This is a genomic window from Mycobacterium sp. SMC-13 (assembly GCF_045311035.1).
Taxonomy (GTDB): domain Bacteria; phylum Actinomycetota; class Actinomycetes; order Mycobacteriales; family Mycobacteriaceae; genus Mycobacterium.
On record NZ_JBJIAI010000010.1, the window covers coordinates 40,319 to 55,000 of the forward strand.

At 68.9% G+C, this 14,682-nt stretch carries 13 protein-coding genes; 9 read left to right on the forward strand and 4 right to left on the reverse strand.

Going from position 1 to position 14,682, the window contains the following annotated elements:
• The first annotated feature begins 11 nt into the window (after positions 1-11).
• Complete coding sequence (locus ACJH6I_RS16285) at positions 12-749, forward strand: acetyltransferase (protein WP_318986157.1); 738 nt, start codon at positions 12-14, stop codon at positions 747-749.
• Position 750: 1 nt separating this feature from the next.
• Here ACJH6I_RS16285 and ACJH6I_RS16290 read toward each other — a convergent pair whose 3' ends face one another.
• From ACJH6I_RS16290 to ACJH6I_RS16305, 4 genes are all read right to left on the reverse strand, one after another.
• Positions 751-2,253 (reverse strand): multicopper oxidase family protein, encoded by a 1,503-nt coding sequence (locus ACJH6I_RS16290; RefSeq protein WP_318986158.1) that lies wholly within the window; start codon positions 2,251-2,253, stop codon positions 751-753.
• Positions 2,254-2,372: 119 nt separating this feature from the next.
• Positions 2,373-3,602 (reverse strand): glycosyltransferase family 4 protein, encoded by a 1,230-nt coding sequence (locus tag ACJH6I_RS16295; protein ID WP_212813840.1) that lies wholly within the window; start codon positions 3,600-3,602, stop codon positions 2,373-2,375.
• 60 nt (positions 3,603-3,662) lie between these two features.
• Positions 3,663-5,195: a glycoside hydrolase family 57 protein gene (locus tag ACJH6I_RS16300; RefSeq protein ID WP_212814748.1), complete on the reverse strand. Its 1,533-nt coding sequence runs from the start codon at positions 5,193-5,195 to the stop codon at positions 3,663-3,665.
• A gap of 29 nt (positions 5,196-5,224) precedes the next feature.
• Positions 5,225-6,031 carry a bifunctional 2-polyprenyl-6-hydroxyphenol methylase/3-demethylubiquinol 3-O-methyltransferase UbiG gene (locus ACJH6I_RS16305; RefSeq protein WP_244872856.1) on the reverse strand — a complete coding sequence of 269 codons (807 nt, stop codon included), beginning with the start codon at positions 6,029-6,031 and terminating at the stop codon, positions 5,225-5,227.
• Between the two features lie 264 nt (positions 6,032-6,295).
• Between ACJH6I_RS16305 and ACJH6I_RS16310 the strand changes: the two genes are divergently transcribed.
• The 8 genes from ACJH6I_RS16310 (at position 6,296) to ACJH6I_RS16345 (ending at position 14,655) form a co-directional block, all read left to right on the forward strand.
• The gene (locus tag ACJH6I_RS16310; protein WP_212813842.1) at positions 6,296-7,096 is read left to right on the forward strand and encodes an electron transfer flavoprotein subunit beta/FixA family protein; all 801 of its coding nucleotides are present in this window, start codon (positions 6,296-6,298) and stop codon (positions 7,094-7,096) included.
• 46 nt (positions 7,097-7,142) lie between these two features.
• Positions 7,143-8,099, forward strand: a complete 957-nt coding sequence (locus ACJH6I_RS16315) for an electron transfer flavoprotein subunit alpha/FixB family protein (protein WP_318986159.1) — start codon at positions 7,143-7,145, stop codon at positions 8,097-8,099.
• Positions 8,100-8,202: 103 nt separating this feature from the next.
• Complete coding sequence (locus ACJH6I_RS16320; protein WP_318986160.1) at positions 8,203-10,992, forward strand: AAA family ATPase; 2,790 nt, start codon at positions 8,203-8,205, stop codon at positions 10,990-10,992.
• A gap of 97 nt (positions 10,993-11,089) precedes the next feature.
• A complete protein-coding gene (locus ACJH6I_RS16325; protein ID WP_318986161.1) occupies positions 11,090-11,980 on the forward strand; it encodes a hypothetical protein in 891 nt (296 codons plus the stop codon).
• Between the two features lie 64 nt (positions 11,981-12,044).
• A complete protein-coding gene (locus ACJH6I_RS16330; RefSeq protein ID WP_064985740.1) occupies positions 12,045-12,443 on the forward strand; it encodes a cupin domain-containing protein in 399 nt (132 codons plus the stop codon).
• Positions 12,440-13,099 (forward strand): nitroreductase, encoded by a 660-nt coding sequence (locus ACJH6I_RS16335; RefSeq protein ID WP_318986162.1) that lies wholly within the window; start codon positions 12,440-12,442, stop codon positions 13,097-13,099. The genes ACJH6I_RS16330 and ACJH6I_RS16335 overlap by 4 nt, the downstream gene beginning before the upstream one ends.
• A 96-nt stretch (positions 13,100-13,195) precedes the next feature.
• On the forward strand, positions 13,196-13,939 hold the full coding sequence (locus tag ACJH6I_RS16340) for an NAD(P)H-binding protein (RefSeq protein ID WP_318986163.1): 744 nt from the start codon (positions 13,196-13,198) through the stop codon (positions 13,937-13,939).
• A complete protein-coding gene (locus tag ACJH6I_RS16345) occupies positions 13,936-14,655 on the forward strand; it encodes an SDR family oxidoreductase (protein ID WP_318986164.1) in 720 nt (239 codons plus the stop codon). Before ACJH6I_RS16340 ends, ACJH6I_RS16345 begins: the two co-directional genes overlap by 4 nt.
• The last annotated feature ends 27 nt before the right edge of the window (positions 14,656-14,682 follow it).

Sequence of the window (14,682 nt, forward strand, 5' to 3'; positions counted from 1 at the left end):
GCTTTCCGGCCATGACGACGATGTGGGGCGCACCGATTCACAAACGATGGCGGGGTTCGCGGCTGCGCGATCCGCGGCAGGCGCGGTTCCTCACCCGTGAGTCGCTGAAGTGGGTGCTCGACAACAAGGCCTACACCCCGTGGTACCTGGTGCGGTACTTCCGGCTGCTCAAGTTCAAGCTGGCCAACCCGCACATCATCACGCGTGGCATGGTGTTCCTGGGCAAGGGTGTGGAGATCCAGTGCACGCCCGAGCTGGCGCAGATGGAGATCGGCCGCTGGGTCCACATCGGCGACAAGAACACCATCCGCTGCCACGAGGGCTCGCTGCGGTTCGGTGACAAGGTGGTGCTGGGACGCGACAACGTCATCAACACCTACCTGGACATCGAGATCGGCGAGTCGGCGCTCATGGCCGACTGGTGCTACGTCTGCGACTTCGACCACAAGATGGACAGCATGGAGCTGCCGATCAAGGACCAGGGCATCATCAAGGGCCCGGTGCGGATCGGGCCGGACACCTGGATCGCCGCCAAGGTGACCATCCTGCGCAACACCAGCATCGGCCGCGGCTGCGTGCTCGGCGCCCACGCGGTGGTCAAGGGCGAGATTCCGGACTACTCCATCGCGGTCGGCGCCCCGGCCAAGGTGGTCAAGAACCGCAAGCTGGACTGGGAGACCTCGGCCGCCGAACGCGAGGAACTCGCCCGGGCGCTGGCCGACATCGAGCGTAAGAAGAGCTCCCGGTAACTCAGCTCGTGTAGGCGAGCGTCGTCATCATGCCCGCCTCCTGGTGATAGGCGTTGTGGCAGTGCAGCATCCACTCACCGGGGTTGTCGGCGACGAGCGCGACGGTCAGCTTCTGCCTGGGCAGCACGATCAGTGTGTCCTTGCGTGGGCCGCGCCGGCCGTCGGGCTGTAGCACCTGGAACGTGTGCCCGTGCAGGTGCATCGGATGCCACATCGTCGTCGAGTTGGTGAAGGTCATGGTGGCGCGCTGTCCCTGCCGGATGGTCAGCGCCGTGCGGTTGTCGAAGCCCCGCCCGTTGATGCCCCAGTCGTACTTCATCATCGACCCGGTGAGTTCCGCGGCCAGCGTGACGTCCGGCGTGATCGGTCCGAGGTCGACGGCGCCGGTGGCCGTGAAGTCGGCGACGGTGCCGATCTTCCGGTTCAGCTCCGCGGGGCGGAACGCGGCGTCCGGCGCGGTGCCGGCGCCGGTGGACAGGATGGCGCGCGCGGCGCTGTCCTTGCCCTCGGCCACCGCCACCAACGGGAAGACGCCGTCGCCCGCGGTGACGATGACGTCGTAGCGCTCGCCCATACCCAGCAGCAGTGCGTCCACGTTCACCGGGTCGACGGGGAAGCCGTCGGTGTGCGTGACGGTCATGCGGTGGCCCGCCAGTGCGACCCGGAACGCGGTGTCGGCGCCGGCGTTGATGATGCGCAGCCGGATGCGCTGACCCGGCTTGGCGTTGAAAACCGTTGGTGCGGCGGGAATCCGGCCGTTGGCGACGAAGTAGGGGTACTTGACGTCGCCGGCGTCGCCGCCGAGCAGCGGGCTCGTCGCCATTCCCGCCATACCGGGCATGTCACCCATGCCGCTCATGTCGTGGCCGCCCATGTGTCCCATGCCGGCCATGGCGCGCAGGCCGTCGTAGATCTGCTGGGGCGACTGACCGGCACCCGAGGTCCAATCATCAAGGACCACAATCCATTCCGCGTCGTAGCGGCCGCGCTCCGCGGGATCGTCGATGACGACCGGCAGGTACAGCCCGTGGTCCGCGTCGAGGCCGGTGTGCGGATGCGCCCAGTAGGTGCCGGCATGCGGAGCCGAGAACGTGTACGTGAAGTCGTTGCCGGGCTTGATGTTCGGCGTCGCGGGTGCCGCGCCGTCCATGTCGTTGCGCAGGGCGATGCCGTGCCAGTGCACCGACGTGTCATGGTCGAGCCCGTTGGACACGCGGACCGACAGCTCGTCGCCCACCGACGCGCGGATCAGCGGGCCGGGCACCTGATCGCCGTACGCGAGGGTCTGCACCGTGACACCGCCGAGGTCGACGGTGGCCGGCTGCGGGCGCAGCGCCACCGAGACGGTGCGCCCGGTGTGCGGGCGGGCAGCCTCGGCAGCGGCGATGGCCTTCTGGTCGATACCGCCGGCCGCGGCGGGCGTCTTGCTACACGCGGCGACGCCGGCGAGCGCGGATGCGCCCGTGACGGCGGAGGCGATCAGGAAACTACGGCGAGTGAACACCCTGCCGTTTGTACCCCCGGGGGGTATATGCGTCAAGGGTCGAAAGTCCGCAAGTCAGCACAGAACTGTCCCTCTTCCAGGGAAAAGGGACAGTTCTATGGATTTGCGGTGACGAGCTCTCAGCCGCGGTCGGGCAGCGGGCGCTCCACGATGGGACGACGCGCGTGCGGCAGTCGCTCGCCGCGCTTGGCGGCCAGGTAGACATCCGCGGTCTCGGCGGCCACGGTCTGCCACGAGAAGTCGTGGTTCAACCGGTCACGTGCGGCGAGGGCGCGCTGCTGCGCGCCCGCGGGGTCGTCGAGCACCTTGCGGACCGCGGACGCCAGCGCGCCGACGTTGCGCGGCGGGCAGGAGACGCCGGTCTTGCCGTTGATCACCGCTTCGCCGAGCCCGCCGACGTTCGATGTCACCAGCGGCGTCCCGGCCGCGGCGGCTTCCAGCGCCACGATGCCGAACGGCTCGTAGTGGCTCGGCAGGACTGCGGCGTCGGCCCGGTGCAGCAGCTCCAGTAGCCCTGAATGATCCACGCGGCCAACGAAATTCACGGCCTTCGTGACCTTGGCCTTGCGGGCTTCCTCGACCAGCCACTCGTACTGCGTGCCGTCACCGGCGACGGTCAGCGTGGTGCCGGGGTGGGTCCGCCGGATGCGCGGCAGCGCGGCGATGACGTCATGAACGCCCTTCTCGTACTCCAGCCGGCCGACGAACAGCAGCTCGGCCGGGCCGTCGTGCTTGCGGCGCATGGCGAACGGCCAGCCGGCGGTGTCGATGCCGTTGCAGATGACGCTCACGTCGGGCAGCTCGGGTCCGAACAGCTCGGTGATCTCCTCGCCCATGGACACCGAGCAGGTGATCAGCGAGTCGGACTCGTGCACGAGCCACGATTCCAGCGAGTGCACCTGGCGGCTCACCGGGCCGGAGAGCCAGCCGGAGTGCCGGCCGGCCTCGGTGGCGTGGATGGTGGAGACCAGTGGCACGTCGAAGAACTCGGCCAGCGTCACGGCGGGGTGGGCGACCAGCCAGTCGTGCGCGTGTACGACGTCCGGGGTCCAGTCGCGCAGGCTCAGTCCGGCGCGGATCATGGCGTGGCCCATGGCCAGGGTCCAGGCCATCATGTCGGTGCCGAAGGTGAACTCGTTCGGATCGAGGGCCGCCGAGATCACCCACACACCCTCGTGCACCTCGTTGGTGGTGGGGTGCGTGCTGGGGTCGGTGCCCGCGGGGCGACGACACAGCACCACGACCTCGTGGCCGACGGCCGCGAGCTCGACGGCCAGATGGTGGACGTGGCGTCCGAGGCCGCCGATCACCACGGGTGGGTACTCCCACGAGACCATGAGGATTTTCATCGTTGCCTTCTGCTCTTCGCGCAAGCGCTCATCGGTGCACTCGGCTCTTCGCGCAAGCGCTCATCGCGGCAACCTCCGCGCGTCCAGGGCGCCGAACAGTCCGTCGGCGCGGTTCCAACCTTCCGCGAGTTTCTGGGCCTGATCGCGTCGTCCAGACGCGAGGGCACCGGCGATCTCCCGGGTGGCGTGCGCGTGCAGGTGCGCGCGATAGCGAGCATATTCCGCCGCGGTGTCTTTGCTCACCATGAACGGCCAGTCGCTCGAGACGGTCAGCAGGGCTTCCCGCAGGATCTGGTCGGCCACGCGGTCACGTGCCGGGTACGCCGAATCCTGTGCCAGCACCTTGTCCACCGTGGTCAGCGCGGTATCCACGACCTCGGCGTTGAGCGTCACGAAGTCGGCGACCTGCTCGCCGGACCAGACCTGCCAGTCCTTGCCCGAACCCCAGGAACTGGGCGGCAGTTCGACGGGGGAGCCGACGAAGCCGCCCGCGATGGCGTCCGACAGGGTGCCGACCCGGACACCGGCGGCCGGCAGCGCGCGCAATACCCGGCCCAGCCACTCCGGTCCCTCGTGCCACCAGTGCCCGAACAGCTCGGTGTCGAATGCGGCGACGACGTGGGCCGGGCGGCCGGTGCGCTCGGACTCCGAGAGTAGTCGGCGCCGCACGGTGTTCACGAAATCCGCGACGTGCGCGTCGATGGCGGCGGTGGCCCGTTCCGGTTCGTACGGGGCCTTGGATTCCGACGGGATGGTGCGGCCGGTGACGCGGGCCGGCTTGAGGCCGGTCAGGTGGTCGTAGGTGTGGAAGTCGCGGTAGGCCGGGTGCCCCGGGTAGCCGGACTTGGGTGACCACACGCGGTAACTGACCTGCAGGTCGCGACCGAAGGCGACGACGTCCGACTCGCCCACGGGACGGCCGAGCGCGGTGTCGCCGTGCAGCGACGGGCCGTCGACCATGAAGTGGGTGACGCCGGCGGCGGCGTAGCCGGTCTCCATGCCGGGGGCGTAGGCGCATTCGGGCGCCCAGATGCCGCCGGGGGTGTGCGCGAAGCGGGCGCCGGCGTCGGCCAGGCCCTCGCGCAGCGCGAACTCGCGCAGCCGGGGGTTGAGCAGCGGCTGGAACGGATGCGACAGCGGGCCGCCGAGCAGTTCGATGGTGCCCGCGCCGATGAGCTGCCGCAGGACCGGGCTGCCGCCGTGCTGCCAGTGATCGGCGAACTCGGCCAGTGCCGCACCGGCCTGCTGGTGCTCGTGAACACCGAAGGCGCGCAACGCTTCCGGTGAGTTGAAGGTCTCCGGGGCGCCGCCGCCGTCGCGGACGGTCGTCGCCTCCAGCGCGCGCAGCTGCCAGTTGGACAGCCACTGCTGCATACCCGCCAGGCAGTACGGATCGTCGAGCTGGGCGGTGACGACGGGCGTCATGCCCAGCGTCAGCAGGTGACCGCGGCCTTCCTCCGCCAGCTCGCGCAGCACGCGCGTCAGGGGCAGATAGGCCGTCGCCCACGACTGGTACAGCCACTCCTCACCGACCGGCCAGCGGCCGTGATGGGCCAGCCACGGCAGGTGCGTATGCAGCACCAGGGTGAACATCCCCGGTACTGGTGTGCTCGATGAATCACTCACGGCCGCACCGCGATTGCCACCAGGTCGAGGCTGTCGTCGATGTTCGGGCTGTTTGCGGCATCAGCTGCGAGCAGATCGAAGTCGTCGATGGTCACCGCGGCCACGTCGGCCAGCAGGTCCGCGGGCCAGGGTGCATCGGCCACGGCGCGGTCGATCTGGGCCTGGATGATGGAGCCGCCGTGCCGGGCGTCGAGCTCACGCAGTCCGGCGCCGTGATAGACGCCCAGCATGGCCTCCATGACGAAGCCCTGTTCGGTCAGCAGCTCGGTCATCTCGGCGGCGTTGAGTTCCCGGGTGTGGAACGGGTTCAGCGGGGTGTCGCTGCCGGGGGTGAAGGTGATCCGGTTCGGCGTCGACATCAGCAGGACGCCGCCCGGGCGCAGCACGCGCAGGCACTCGGCGACGAATTGTCCTTGGTCCCAAAGGTGTTCGATCACCTGGAAGTTGACCACGACGTCGACGGAGGCATCGGGGAGTGGCAGCGCGGCCAGGTTGCCGTGCAGCATCTCGACCCTCGGGTAGCGGGCCCGGATGTGCGCCACCGAGGACTCGTCGTAGTCGAGCCCGATCACCCGGCGCGCGACGTCGGCGATGAGGTCGGCGCCGTAGCCCTCGCCGGCGCCGGCCTCCAGGACGTCGCGGTCGCGGCAGCGCTCGACCAGTCGCCGGTACACCACCTCGTGGCGCCGGAACCAGTAGTTCTCCTCGGCCAGGTCCGGGACGGTGCGCTCACCGGTCAGTGGCATCACTGGCACTGACTTTGCCGCGTGGCTGTCCGGCTGGGTTTCGGGAAAAGTGCTCATTAGATAGGCAGGCTAGCCCAGAGTGGTACCGCTGATCCCATGCCCGATCGGTTGGGCCGTCCCACCTGCTGGTTCTGCCATGTTGCCCAACCGCCTCGAGTGTGGTCAAGAAAACAAAAGGCGGCATCCTCGGGCCGCGTTCGACCAGCTATGGTGTTCCTGCGCCATGCCACATAAGTTACCGAGTAGTAACATGTTGGTCGTTGCGTTAATCGTGAATGCCAGGCCGACCGCCGGCCTCATCGAGGAGGACGAACCACACCCATGACGAACATCGTGGTCCTGATCAAACAGGTCCCTGACTATGAGTCGGAGCGCAAGCTCAACGACGGCGACTTCACCCTCGACCGCGAGTCCGCGGACGCGGTGCTCGACGAGATCAACGAGCGCGCCGTCGAGGCTGCGCTGCAGATCAAGGAGAAGGAAGAGGCCGCCGGCGGCGCCGGCACCGTCACCGTGCTGACCGTCGGACCGGAGCGGGCCACCGAGGCCATCCGCAAGGCTCTGTCCATGGGCGCCGACAACGCGGTGCACGTGAAGGACGACCAGCTCAAGGGTTCGGACATCGTCCAGACCGGTTGGACCCTGGCCCGCGCGCTGGGCACCATCGAGGGCGCCGAGCTGGTCATCGGTGGCAACGAGTCCACCGACGGTGTCGGTGGCGCGGTTCCGGCCGTCATCGCCGAGCTGCTGGGCCTGCCGCAGCTGACCTCGCTGCGCAGCATCTCCGTCGAGAACGGCAAGGTCACCGGCGAGCGTGAGACCGACGAGGGCGTCTTCGGCCTCGAGGCCACCCTGCCCGCCGTCGTGAGCGTCAACGAGCGCATCGGTGAAGCCCGCTTCCCGTCGTTCAAGGGCATCATGGCCGCCAAGAAGAAGCCGGTCACCGTGCTGACGCTGGCTGAGATCGGTGTCGAGGCCGACGAGGTCGGTGTCGCCAACGCCAGCAGCAAGGTGCTGTCGTCGACGCCGAAGCCGGCCAAGGCCGCGGGCGAGAAGATCGCCGACGAGGGCGAGGGCGGCAACAAGATCGCCGAGTACCTCGTTGGTCAGAAGCTGATCTAGCCCCCACCACACCGAAACTTCCAGAAAGACACAGAGGCAAATACGCATGGCTGAAGTACTTGTGCTCGTCGAGCACGCCGATGGTGCCCTCAAGAAGGTGAGCACCGAACTGATCACCGCTGCCCGTGTGCTCGGTGAGCCGTCGGCAGTTGTGGTGGGTGCCCCCGGCACCGCCGCGCCGCTGACCGACGCCCTCAAGGCCGCCGGTGCGGCCAAGATCTACGTCGCCGAGTCGGCCGACGCGGCGAACTACCTCGTCACCCCGACCGTCGACGTGCTGGAGGCTCTCGTCGAGTCCGCCAGTCCGGCCGCCGTGCTGACTGTCGCCAGCACCGAGGGCAAAGAGGTTGCCGGTCGTCTGGCCGCCCGCCTGGGTGCCGGCCTGCTGGTCGACGTCGTCGACGTCAAGGCCGGCGGCATCGCCGTCCACAGCATCTTCGGTGGCGCTTACACCGTCGAGGCGCAGGCCAACGACGTGCTCCCGGTGATCGCTGTCCGTCCGGGTTCCGTCGAGGCCGCCCCGGCCGACGGCGCCGGTGAGGTCGTCAACGTCGAGGTTCCGGCCCAGGCCGAGAACGCCACCAAGATCACCTCGCGCGAGCCGGCCGTCGCCGGTGACCGTCCGGAGCTCACCGAGGCCAGCGTCGTGGTCGCCGGTGGCCGTGGTGTCGGCAGCGCCGACAACTTCGCGGTCGTCGAGGCCCTGGCCGACTCGCTCGGCGGTGCTGTCGGTGCTTCGCGTGCCGCGGTCGACTCGGGCTACTACGGCGGTCAGTTCCAGGTCGGCCAGACCGGTAAGACCGTTGCCCCGCAGCTGTACATCGCCCTCGGTATCTCGGGCGCCATCCAGCACCGCGCCGGCATGCAGACGTCCAAGACCATCGTCGCGGTCAACAAGGACGAAGAGGCCCCGATCTTCGAGATCGCCGACCTCGGCATCGTGGGTGACCTGTTCCAGGTCGCCCCGCAGCTGACCGACGCCATCAAGGCTCGCAAGGGCTGATTTTTCTCTGCGTGAGCAGAAGCGAAGGTGCCCCAGAACTTCGGTTTTGGGGCACCTTTGTGTCTGGGCAGGACTGCTGACAGCAACCAGAACGGTGGTGCCGATGGCGAGCCAGGATCGCGCGCCGGTCTTGCGTGGCCGCGACAGAGAGATCACGACGCTGCGCGACCTGTTGTCGGCCGCGCGCTCGGGCAGCAGTCAGGTCCTCGTCCTGCGCGGCGAGGCGGGGGTCGGGAAGACTGCGCTGCTGCGGCATACGGTGGACGCTGCCGACGGATTCCGCTGTATTCAGGTGACGGGCGTCGAGTCCGATATGGAGCTGGCGTACGCGGGCCTGCAGCAGCTGTGCGCGCCGCTGATGCAGCACCTCGACGAGTTGCCGACGCCGCAGCGCGGGGCATTGGACGTGGCTTTCGGCCGCGGCGCCGGGGCGGCGCCGGACCGTTTCCTGGTGGGCCTCGCGGTGCTGAGCCTGTTGGCCGCCGCGACGGCGGACCAGCCGCTGTTGTGTGTGGTCGACGACGCGCAGTGGCTCGATCAGGTATCGCTGCAGACCCTTGCCTTCGTGGCGCGCCGCTTCCTCGCCGAGCCCGTTGTGCTGTTGTTCGCGGCCCGTGACGCCGGAGCAGAGGCGCTGGGGCCGCTGCCGGAGCTGACGGTCACCGGGCTGTCCGATGCCGACGCCCGCGACCTGCTCGACTCGGTGCTGTTGGGTCGGGTCGACGAACGGGTGCGCGACCGGGTGGTCGCCGAGACGCGCGGAATCCCGTTGGCGCTCCTCGAAGTTCCCCGCAGTGTTTCTGCCGCCGAGCTCGCCGGTGGCTTCTGGAACATGGGCACCGGGCGAAGTGTGACGCGGCAGGTCGAGGACGGCTACCGGCGTCGCGTCGAGGCGTTGCCACCGGCGGCCCAGCAACTGTTGTTTCTCGCCGCCGCCGACTCGGTTGGGGATGCGGCGCTGTTCCAGCGGGCCGCAACGATTTTGGGACTGTCCGTCAGCGCGCTGGCGCCGGCCGAGGCGGCCGGACTCATCGAGTTCGGCGCGCGTGTGCGTTTCGGCCATCCGTTGATGCGGTCGGCTGTCTACCGTGCGGCCGATGTGAACGCGCGCCGATCGGTACATCGGGCGCTGGCCGAGGCCACCGACCCGCGGCAGGATCCGGACCGCCGCGCGTGGCATTTCGCGCACGCGGCGGCGGGGCCCGACGACGCAGTGGCCGCGGATCTGGAGCGATCCGCCGGACGGGCGCAGAGCAAGGGCGGCGTCGCCGCGGCCGCGGCCTTCCTGGAACGTGCGACGGTGCTCACCGCGGACCCGGCCCTGCGTGCGGCACGCGCGCTCGCGGCGGCACAGGCCAAGCGCGACGCGGCGGCACCGGCTGCGGCGTATGAGCTCCTGACCATCGCCGAACTCGGGCCACTGACGGATCTGCAACGGGCACAAGTGGATCGGTTGCGGGCGGAGATGCAGTTCGCCCGCAGTCGCGGCGGCGGGCCCGGCGTGCCTCCGCTCAGCGACGCCGTGCAGAAGTTGCTCGCCGCGGCACGCGACCTCGAGAAGCTCGATGCCGGGCTGGCCCACGAGACATACCTCGAGGCGCTCGCCGCGGCGATGTATGCGGGCCGGCTCGGCGGGGCGGACATGGTGGTGCAGGTGGCCGAAGCCGCGGGCGCTGCGCTCGGTGACGCGGCCGCGTTGCATCGGCCGGTGGACCTGCTGCTGAGCGGGGTGGCGAGCCGGATCGTCACCGGCGGTGGTGCCGAACAGATGCGCGCCGCGCTGGAGCTCATGTGCCGGCACGCACAGGACGCCGACGGTCAGTTCCTGCGGTGGATGCCGTTGGGCCTGGCCATCATTCAGGAGTCGGCCGTCGGCGAGATCTGGGATGACGGCATCCACCGGCTGCTGGCCACCGCCGCGATACGCCAGGCGCGCGACGCCGGCGCCTTGGCCGTACTTCCGCCCGCACTCGCGTTCGGGGCCGGCGTTCATCTGCTCGCAGGCGAATTCGACACGGCGGCAGCACTTATCGCCGAGGCCGCCGTCATCTCGGCAGCGACCGACTACGCCCCGTTGCGGTACCACTCGCTGTCGTTGGCGGCGTTTCGCGGGGTCGCGGTCGACGCCGTGGGCCTCATCGAGTCCGCCGCGGCCGACGCGGCGACCCGCGGCGAAGGCCGGGTACTCGGGGTCACGGGGTTTCTTTCGGCTGTCGTCTACAACGGACTCGGGCGCTACGCCGAAGCCTTCGCGGCGGCCAGGAACTGTTGCCAGTACGACGATCTGGGCTTCTACTGCTGGGGTCTGATCGAGCTCGTCGAAGCCGCAACGCGCATCGGCGACGAGGAAACCGGGCACTGGGCCGCGCAGCAGCTGGCCGGACGTGCGGGTACCAGCGGCACCGACTGGGGGCTCGGGGCGTTCGCGTACGCGCGCGCCCTGGTGGCCGACGACGAAGACGCCGACGTCCGGTACGCCGAGGCCATCGAACGACTCGGGCGTACCGGCGTCGTGTTCCTGCTGGCCCGGGCCCATCTGTGTTACGGGGAATGGCTGCGCCGCATGAACCGGCGCGTGGCGGCGCGGGAGCACCTCGGCGCGGCGTTCGAGATGTTCAACCGGATGGGAGCCGAGGCGTTCGCGGAGCGCACGCGACGCGAGCTGATCGCGGCCGGGAAGAAGGTCCGCAAGGAGCCGGTCAGTTCGGGTGACGAGCTGACGACGCAAGAGGCCCAGATCGCTGAACTTGCCGCCGCCGGTCTGACCAACCAGGAGATCGGTGCCCAGCTGTTCATCAGCACGCACACCGTCGAATGGCACCTGCGCAAGGTCTTCGTCAAGCTCGGCATCACGTCGCGGCGGCAGTTGCGCACGCTGTTCCCCGCCGGCTGAATCGCGCCACGGACCACGAACTGTCAAGGGTCCGGCGCGGTCCGCCATTGGCCATGCTGATCGCGTTCCGCGAAAACCCTTGACATGAAAGAGTTCTGTGTCCCGCATCCTGTTGCAGACGACGATCACCGAGTGCGCCGACGATTGGGACGTCAGCCGGTTCTCGATGGTCGCGGACGAACTGAGAGCGTGCGGTCACCACGTGACCGCACGCAATCGGTCATGTCTCACCGACGACCCGGTACTGGCCCGTCTGGACGAGCTCGATTTCGACCAGCTGTGGCTGCTGGCGGTCGACGTCGGCGACGGTCTGACGGCCGCCGACGCCGACGGCATCCGCCGGTTCCGCGAGCGCGGCGGCGGGGTGCTCACCGCGCGCGATCACCAAGACCTGGGGTGCTGCCTGAACCGCCTCGGAATCCTGGGCGTGGTCAACGAATTCCACGACGAGACCGTCGACCCTCGCGAGCTGTGCGACGACCAGGACAATCCGCACATCTCGTGGCCCAACTACCACTCCGGTGCCAACGGCGACTACCAGCCGGTGTGGGTCGACGGCGAGCCACACGAACTGCTGAGAACGAACCACACCGCCAGCGGGCACATCGAATGGTTCCCCGCGCATCCGCATGAGGGCATGGTGACTGCGAAAGGTCCGTACGCCCAGGCAATCGCGAGGGGCCGCAGTACCGCGACCGGCCGGCACTTCAACCTCGCCATCGTGGTCGACGGTGAACGATGTCCGGCCGGGCGGCCGATGGGCCGCGTGGTCGCCGAGTCCACCTTCCACCACTTCGCCGATTACAACTGGGACCTCGCCGCGGGGGCACCGTCGTTCGTGTCCGATCTTCCCGGCACACAGATCAAGGACGACCCGTCGCGGCTGGCGGTCTTCAAGGACTACGTCGCCAATATCGCCCGGTGGCTCCACCCGGTTTCGACTACGGAGTTCCAAGGGTCCCACCAGGCTGCATCGCGACGAAGCTGAATACCGAGCGTCCTGCCTGTCGGCATTCCGATCGGTCAGGCCTGGATTCAACTGAGGAGCAACAATGTTCGATAGTGCCGACCTGATGAAGGCGATCACCACCATCCAGACCGTGACGCCGCCGTTCATCCCGGCCGACGCCCACGTGATGACGTCGATCATCGAGTGGCCGGCGGGGAGCGCGGGCGCTCCGCCGCATCGTCATCCCGGTGGACCGTCGTTCGGTTATGTCTTGGAAGGCGAGATGCTCTTCGAGTTGGAGGGTGAAGCGCCGCGGGTGATCAAAGCCGGGGAGGCATTCTGGGAGCCGGGTGGCGACGTCATCCACTACTCGGACGCCAACAACCGCACCGACGTCCGGCTGCGCTTTCTCGTGACGATGATCTGTACGCCCGGCGTGCCGATGCTCGTCGTCGTCGATGACGACGAACTCGAAGCCCGCAAGGACCGGCGAGTCCGGTGACGACCGGGTTCGGCGACATCGTCCGGTCGCGCCGGTCCGCACGGATGTTCCTGCCGGACAAGCCGGTTCCGCGGAAACTGCTCGACGAGGCGTTGGAGCTGGCGATCCGGGCACCGTCGAACTCCAACACCCAGCCGTGGCACGTCTACCTCGTCACCGGGGAACGGCGCGCACGATTGGTCGACGCGCTGCTCGCGGCCGTCGATGCGGCGCCGCCGGAGGTGGGCTCGGCCGGTCTGCCGCCCCGGTTTGCGCACCTGCGCCGCGAAAGTGGCGCCCTGGTGTACGGCGCGATGGGCATCGAACGCGGCGACGCGGCGGGCCGCTGGGCGGCGCAGCGGCGCAACTGGGAGTTCTTCCGGGCGCCCGTCGCCGGGGTGGTGTGCATGCACCGCGATTTCGGCTCGGTCGATGCGATGGGTGTCGGGATGTTCCTGCAGACGCTGATGCTGGCATTGACCGAGCGGGGTGTCGGCAGCTGCGTCCAGGTGTCGATCAGCTTGTATCCCGAGGTGCTGCGTGCGCAGCTCGGCATTCCCGAGGAACTCACGATCCTGTGCGGCATCTCGATCGGCTACGCCGACCCGGCGTTTCCGGCGAACCACCTTGACACGCCGCGCAATCCGATCGGCGACAACGTGGTGTTCCTGGACTGACCGCCGGCGGACTACGGACTTTCCGGGGTTCGCGGGCCTGCGGCGACTGCGAGTGTGGAAGCCGCACAACCGAAACAATTCGAAAGGGTGTGTCTGATGAAGATCACTGTGATGGGTGCCAGCGGCCAGATCGGTTCGAAGGTCGTGGCCCTGCTGAACGAGGCCGGTCACCAGACCGTGGCGGCTTCTCGGGACTCAGGTGCCGATGTCCTCACCGGCGCGGGACTGACCGAGGCCCTCGCCGGCTCCGACGTGCTGGTCGACGTCGTCAACTCGCCGGACTTCTCCGACGGCCCGGTACTGGACTTCTTCACCCGGTCGGCGACCAACTTGGTGGCCGCCGCGAAGGAGACCGGCGTCGGCCACTACGTGGCACTGTCCATCGTGGGCTGCGACGGTCTGCCCGACAGCGGCTACATGCGGGCCAAGGTCGCCCAGGAGCGCATCATCACCGAGTCGGGGCTGCCCTACACGATCGTGCGGGCCACTCAGTTCCATGAGTTCGCCGACGCGATCACCGCATCGCTGACCGTCGACGGCGAAGTGCGGGTGCCCGAGGGCCTCATCCAGCCGATCGCCGGCGCTGACGTCGCCGCCGAAGTGGCCCGCGTCGCCCAGGCCGCACCCGCCAACGGGATCGTGAACATCGGCGGGCCGGACAAACTGACGTTCGCGGGCCTGGCCAAACTGGCGCTGGCCCACCGCGGTGAGAGCCTGCCGATCGTGGTCGACCCGGCAGCCACCTACTTCGGCACCAAGGTCGGCGACACCGGTTTGGTCACCAGCGGCGATGCCATCATCTCGGACCTGCACCTGGCGGACTGGCTGGCGGCCCGGTGACAGAGCTGATCGGGCTGACCGCGCTGGTGACGGGCGGGACGGCCGGCATCGGGTTCGAGACCGCGCGCCTGCTGGCGGCCGAAGGTGCGACGGTGATCATCACCGGACGCTCCACCGAGCGTGGCGCCGCGGCGGCAGCCGAACTCGGGGTGCGGTTCATCGCCGCGGACCTGGCCGACCTGGAATCAGTGAAAAGCCTTGCCCGTCAATGCGGTGACGTCGACATCGTGGTCAACAACGCCGCCAGCTTCCCGGGTGCGCTGACCGTGGAGCAGGACGTGGCGACCTTCGAGTCCACCTTCGACACCAACGTGCGCGGCGCCTATTTCCTGGTGGCGGCTCTGGTCCCGGGCATGCTGCGCCGGGGCCGGGGGAGCATCGTCAACGTCACGTCCATGGTCGCGTTCAAGGGCGTGCCGGGGGCATCCAGTTACAGCGCGTCCAAGGCTGCGCTGGAATCGTTGACCCGCACGTGGGCAACAGAATTCGGGCCGCACGGTGTGCGTGTCAACAGCGTGGCTCCCGGGCCGACGGCGACGCCGGGGGTGGCTGCCGAATGGGGCGACACCAACGACGAACTGGGGCGCATGCTGCCGCTGGGCCGGACGGCACAGCCGGCCGAGATCGCGCAGGCGGTGCTGTTCCTGGCGTCGCCACGGTCGAGCTTCGTCACCGGGTCGACGCTGCATGCCGATGGCGGCGGCGCGGCTGCCTGACCGCCCGCCTCACCGAAAACGGCCCCC

What these genes read in the sequence shown, in the direction of transcription:
- ACJH6I_RS16285 (WP_318986157.1), top strand. Translation starts at nt 12, where the DNA reads ATGACGACGATGTGGGGCGCACCGATTCACAAACGATGGCGGGGTTCG.
- ACJH6I_RS16295 (WP_212813840.1), bottom strand. Translation starts at nt 3,602, where the DNA reads ATGAAAATCCTCATGGTCTCGTGGGAGTACCCACCCGTGGTGATCGGC.
- ACJH6I_RS16300 (WP_212814748.1), bottom strand. Translation starts at nt 5,195, where the DNA reads ATGTTCACCCTGGTGCTGCATACGCACCTGCCGTGGCTGGCCCATCAC.
- ACJH6I_RS16305 (WP_244872856.1), bottom strand. Translation starts at nt 6,031, where the DNA reads ATGAGCACTTTTCCCGAAACCCAGCCGGACAGCCACGCGGCAAAGTCA.
- ACJH6I_RS16310 (WP_212813842.1), top strand. Translation starts at nt 6,296, where the DNA reads ATGACGAACATCGTGGTCCTGATCAAACAGGTCCCTGACTATGAGTCG.
- ACJH6I_RS16315 (WP_318986159.1), top strand. Translation starts at nt 7,143, where the DNA reads ATGGCTGAAGTACTTGTGCTCGTCGAGCACGCCGATGGTGCCCTCAAG.
- ACJH6I_RS16320 (WP_318986160.1), top strand. Translation starts at nt 8,203, where the DNA reads ATGGCGAGCCAGGATCGCGCGCCGGTCTTGCGTGGCCGCGACAGAGAG.
- ACJH6I_RS16330 (WP_064985740.1), top strand. Translation starts at nt 12,045, where the DNA reads ATGTTCGATAGTGCCGACCTGATGAAGGCGATCACCACCATCCAGACC.
- ACJH6I_RS16340 (WP_318986163.1), top strand. Translation starts at nt 13,196, where the DNA reads ATGAAGATCACTGTGATGGGTGCCAGCGGCCAGATCGGTTCGAAGGTC.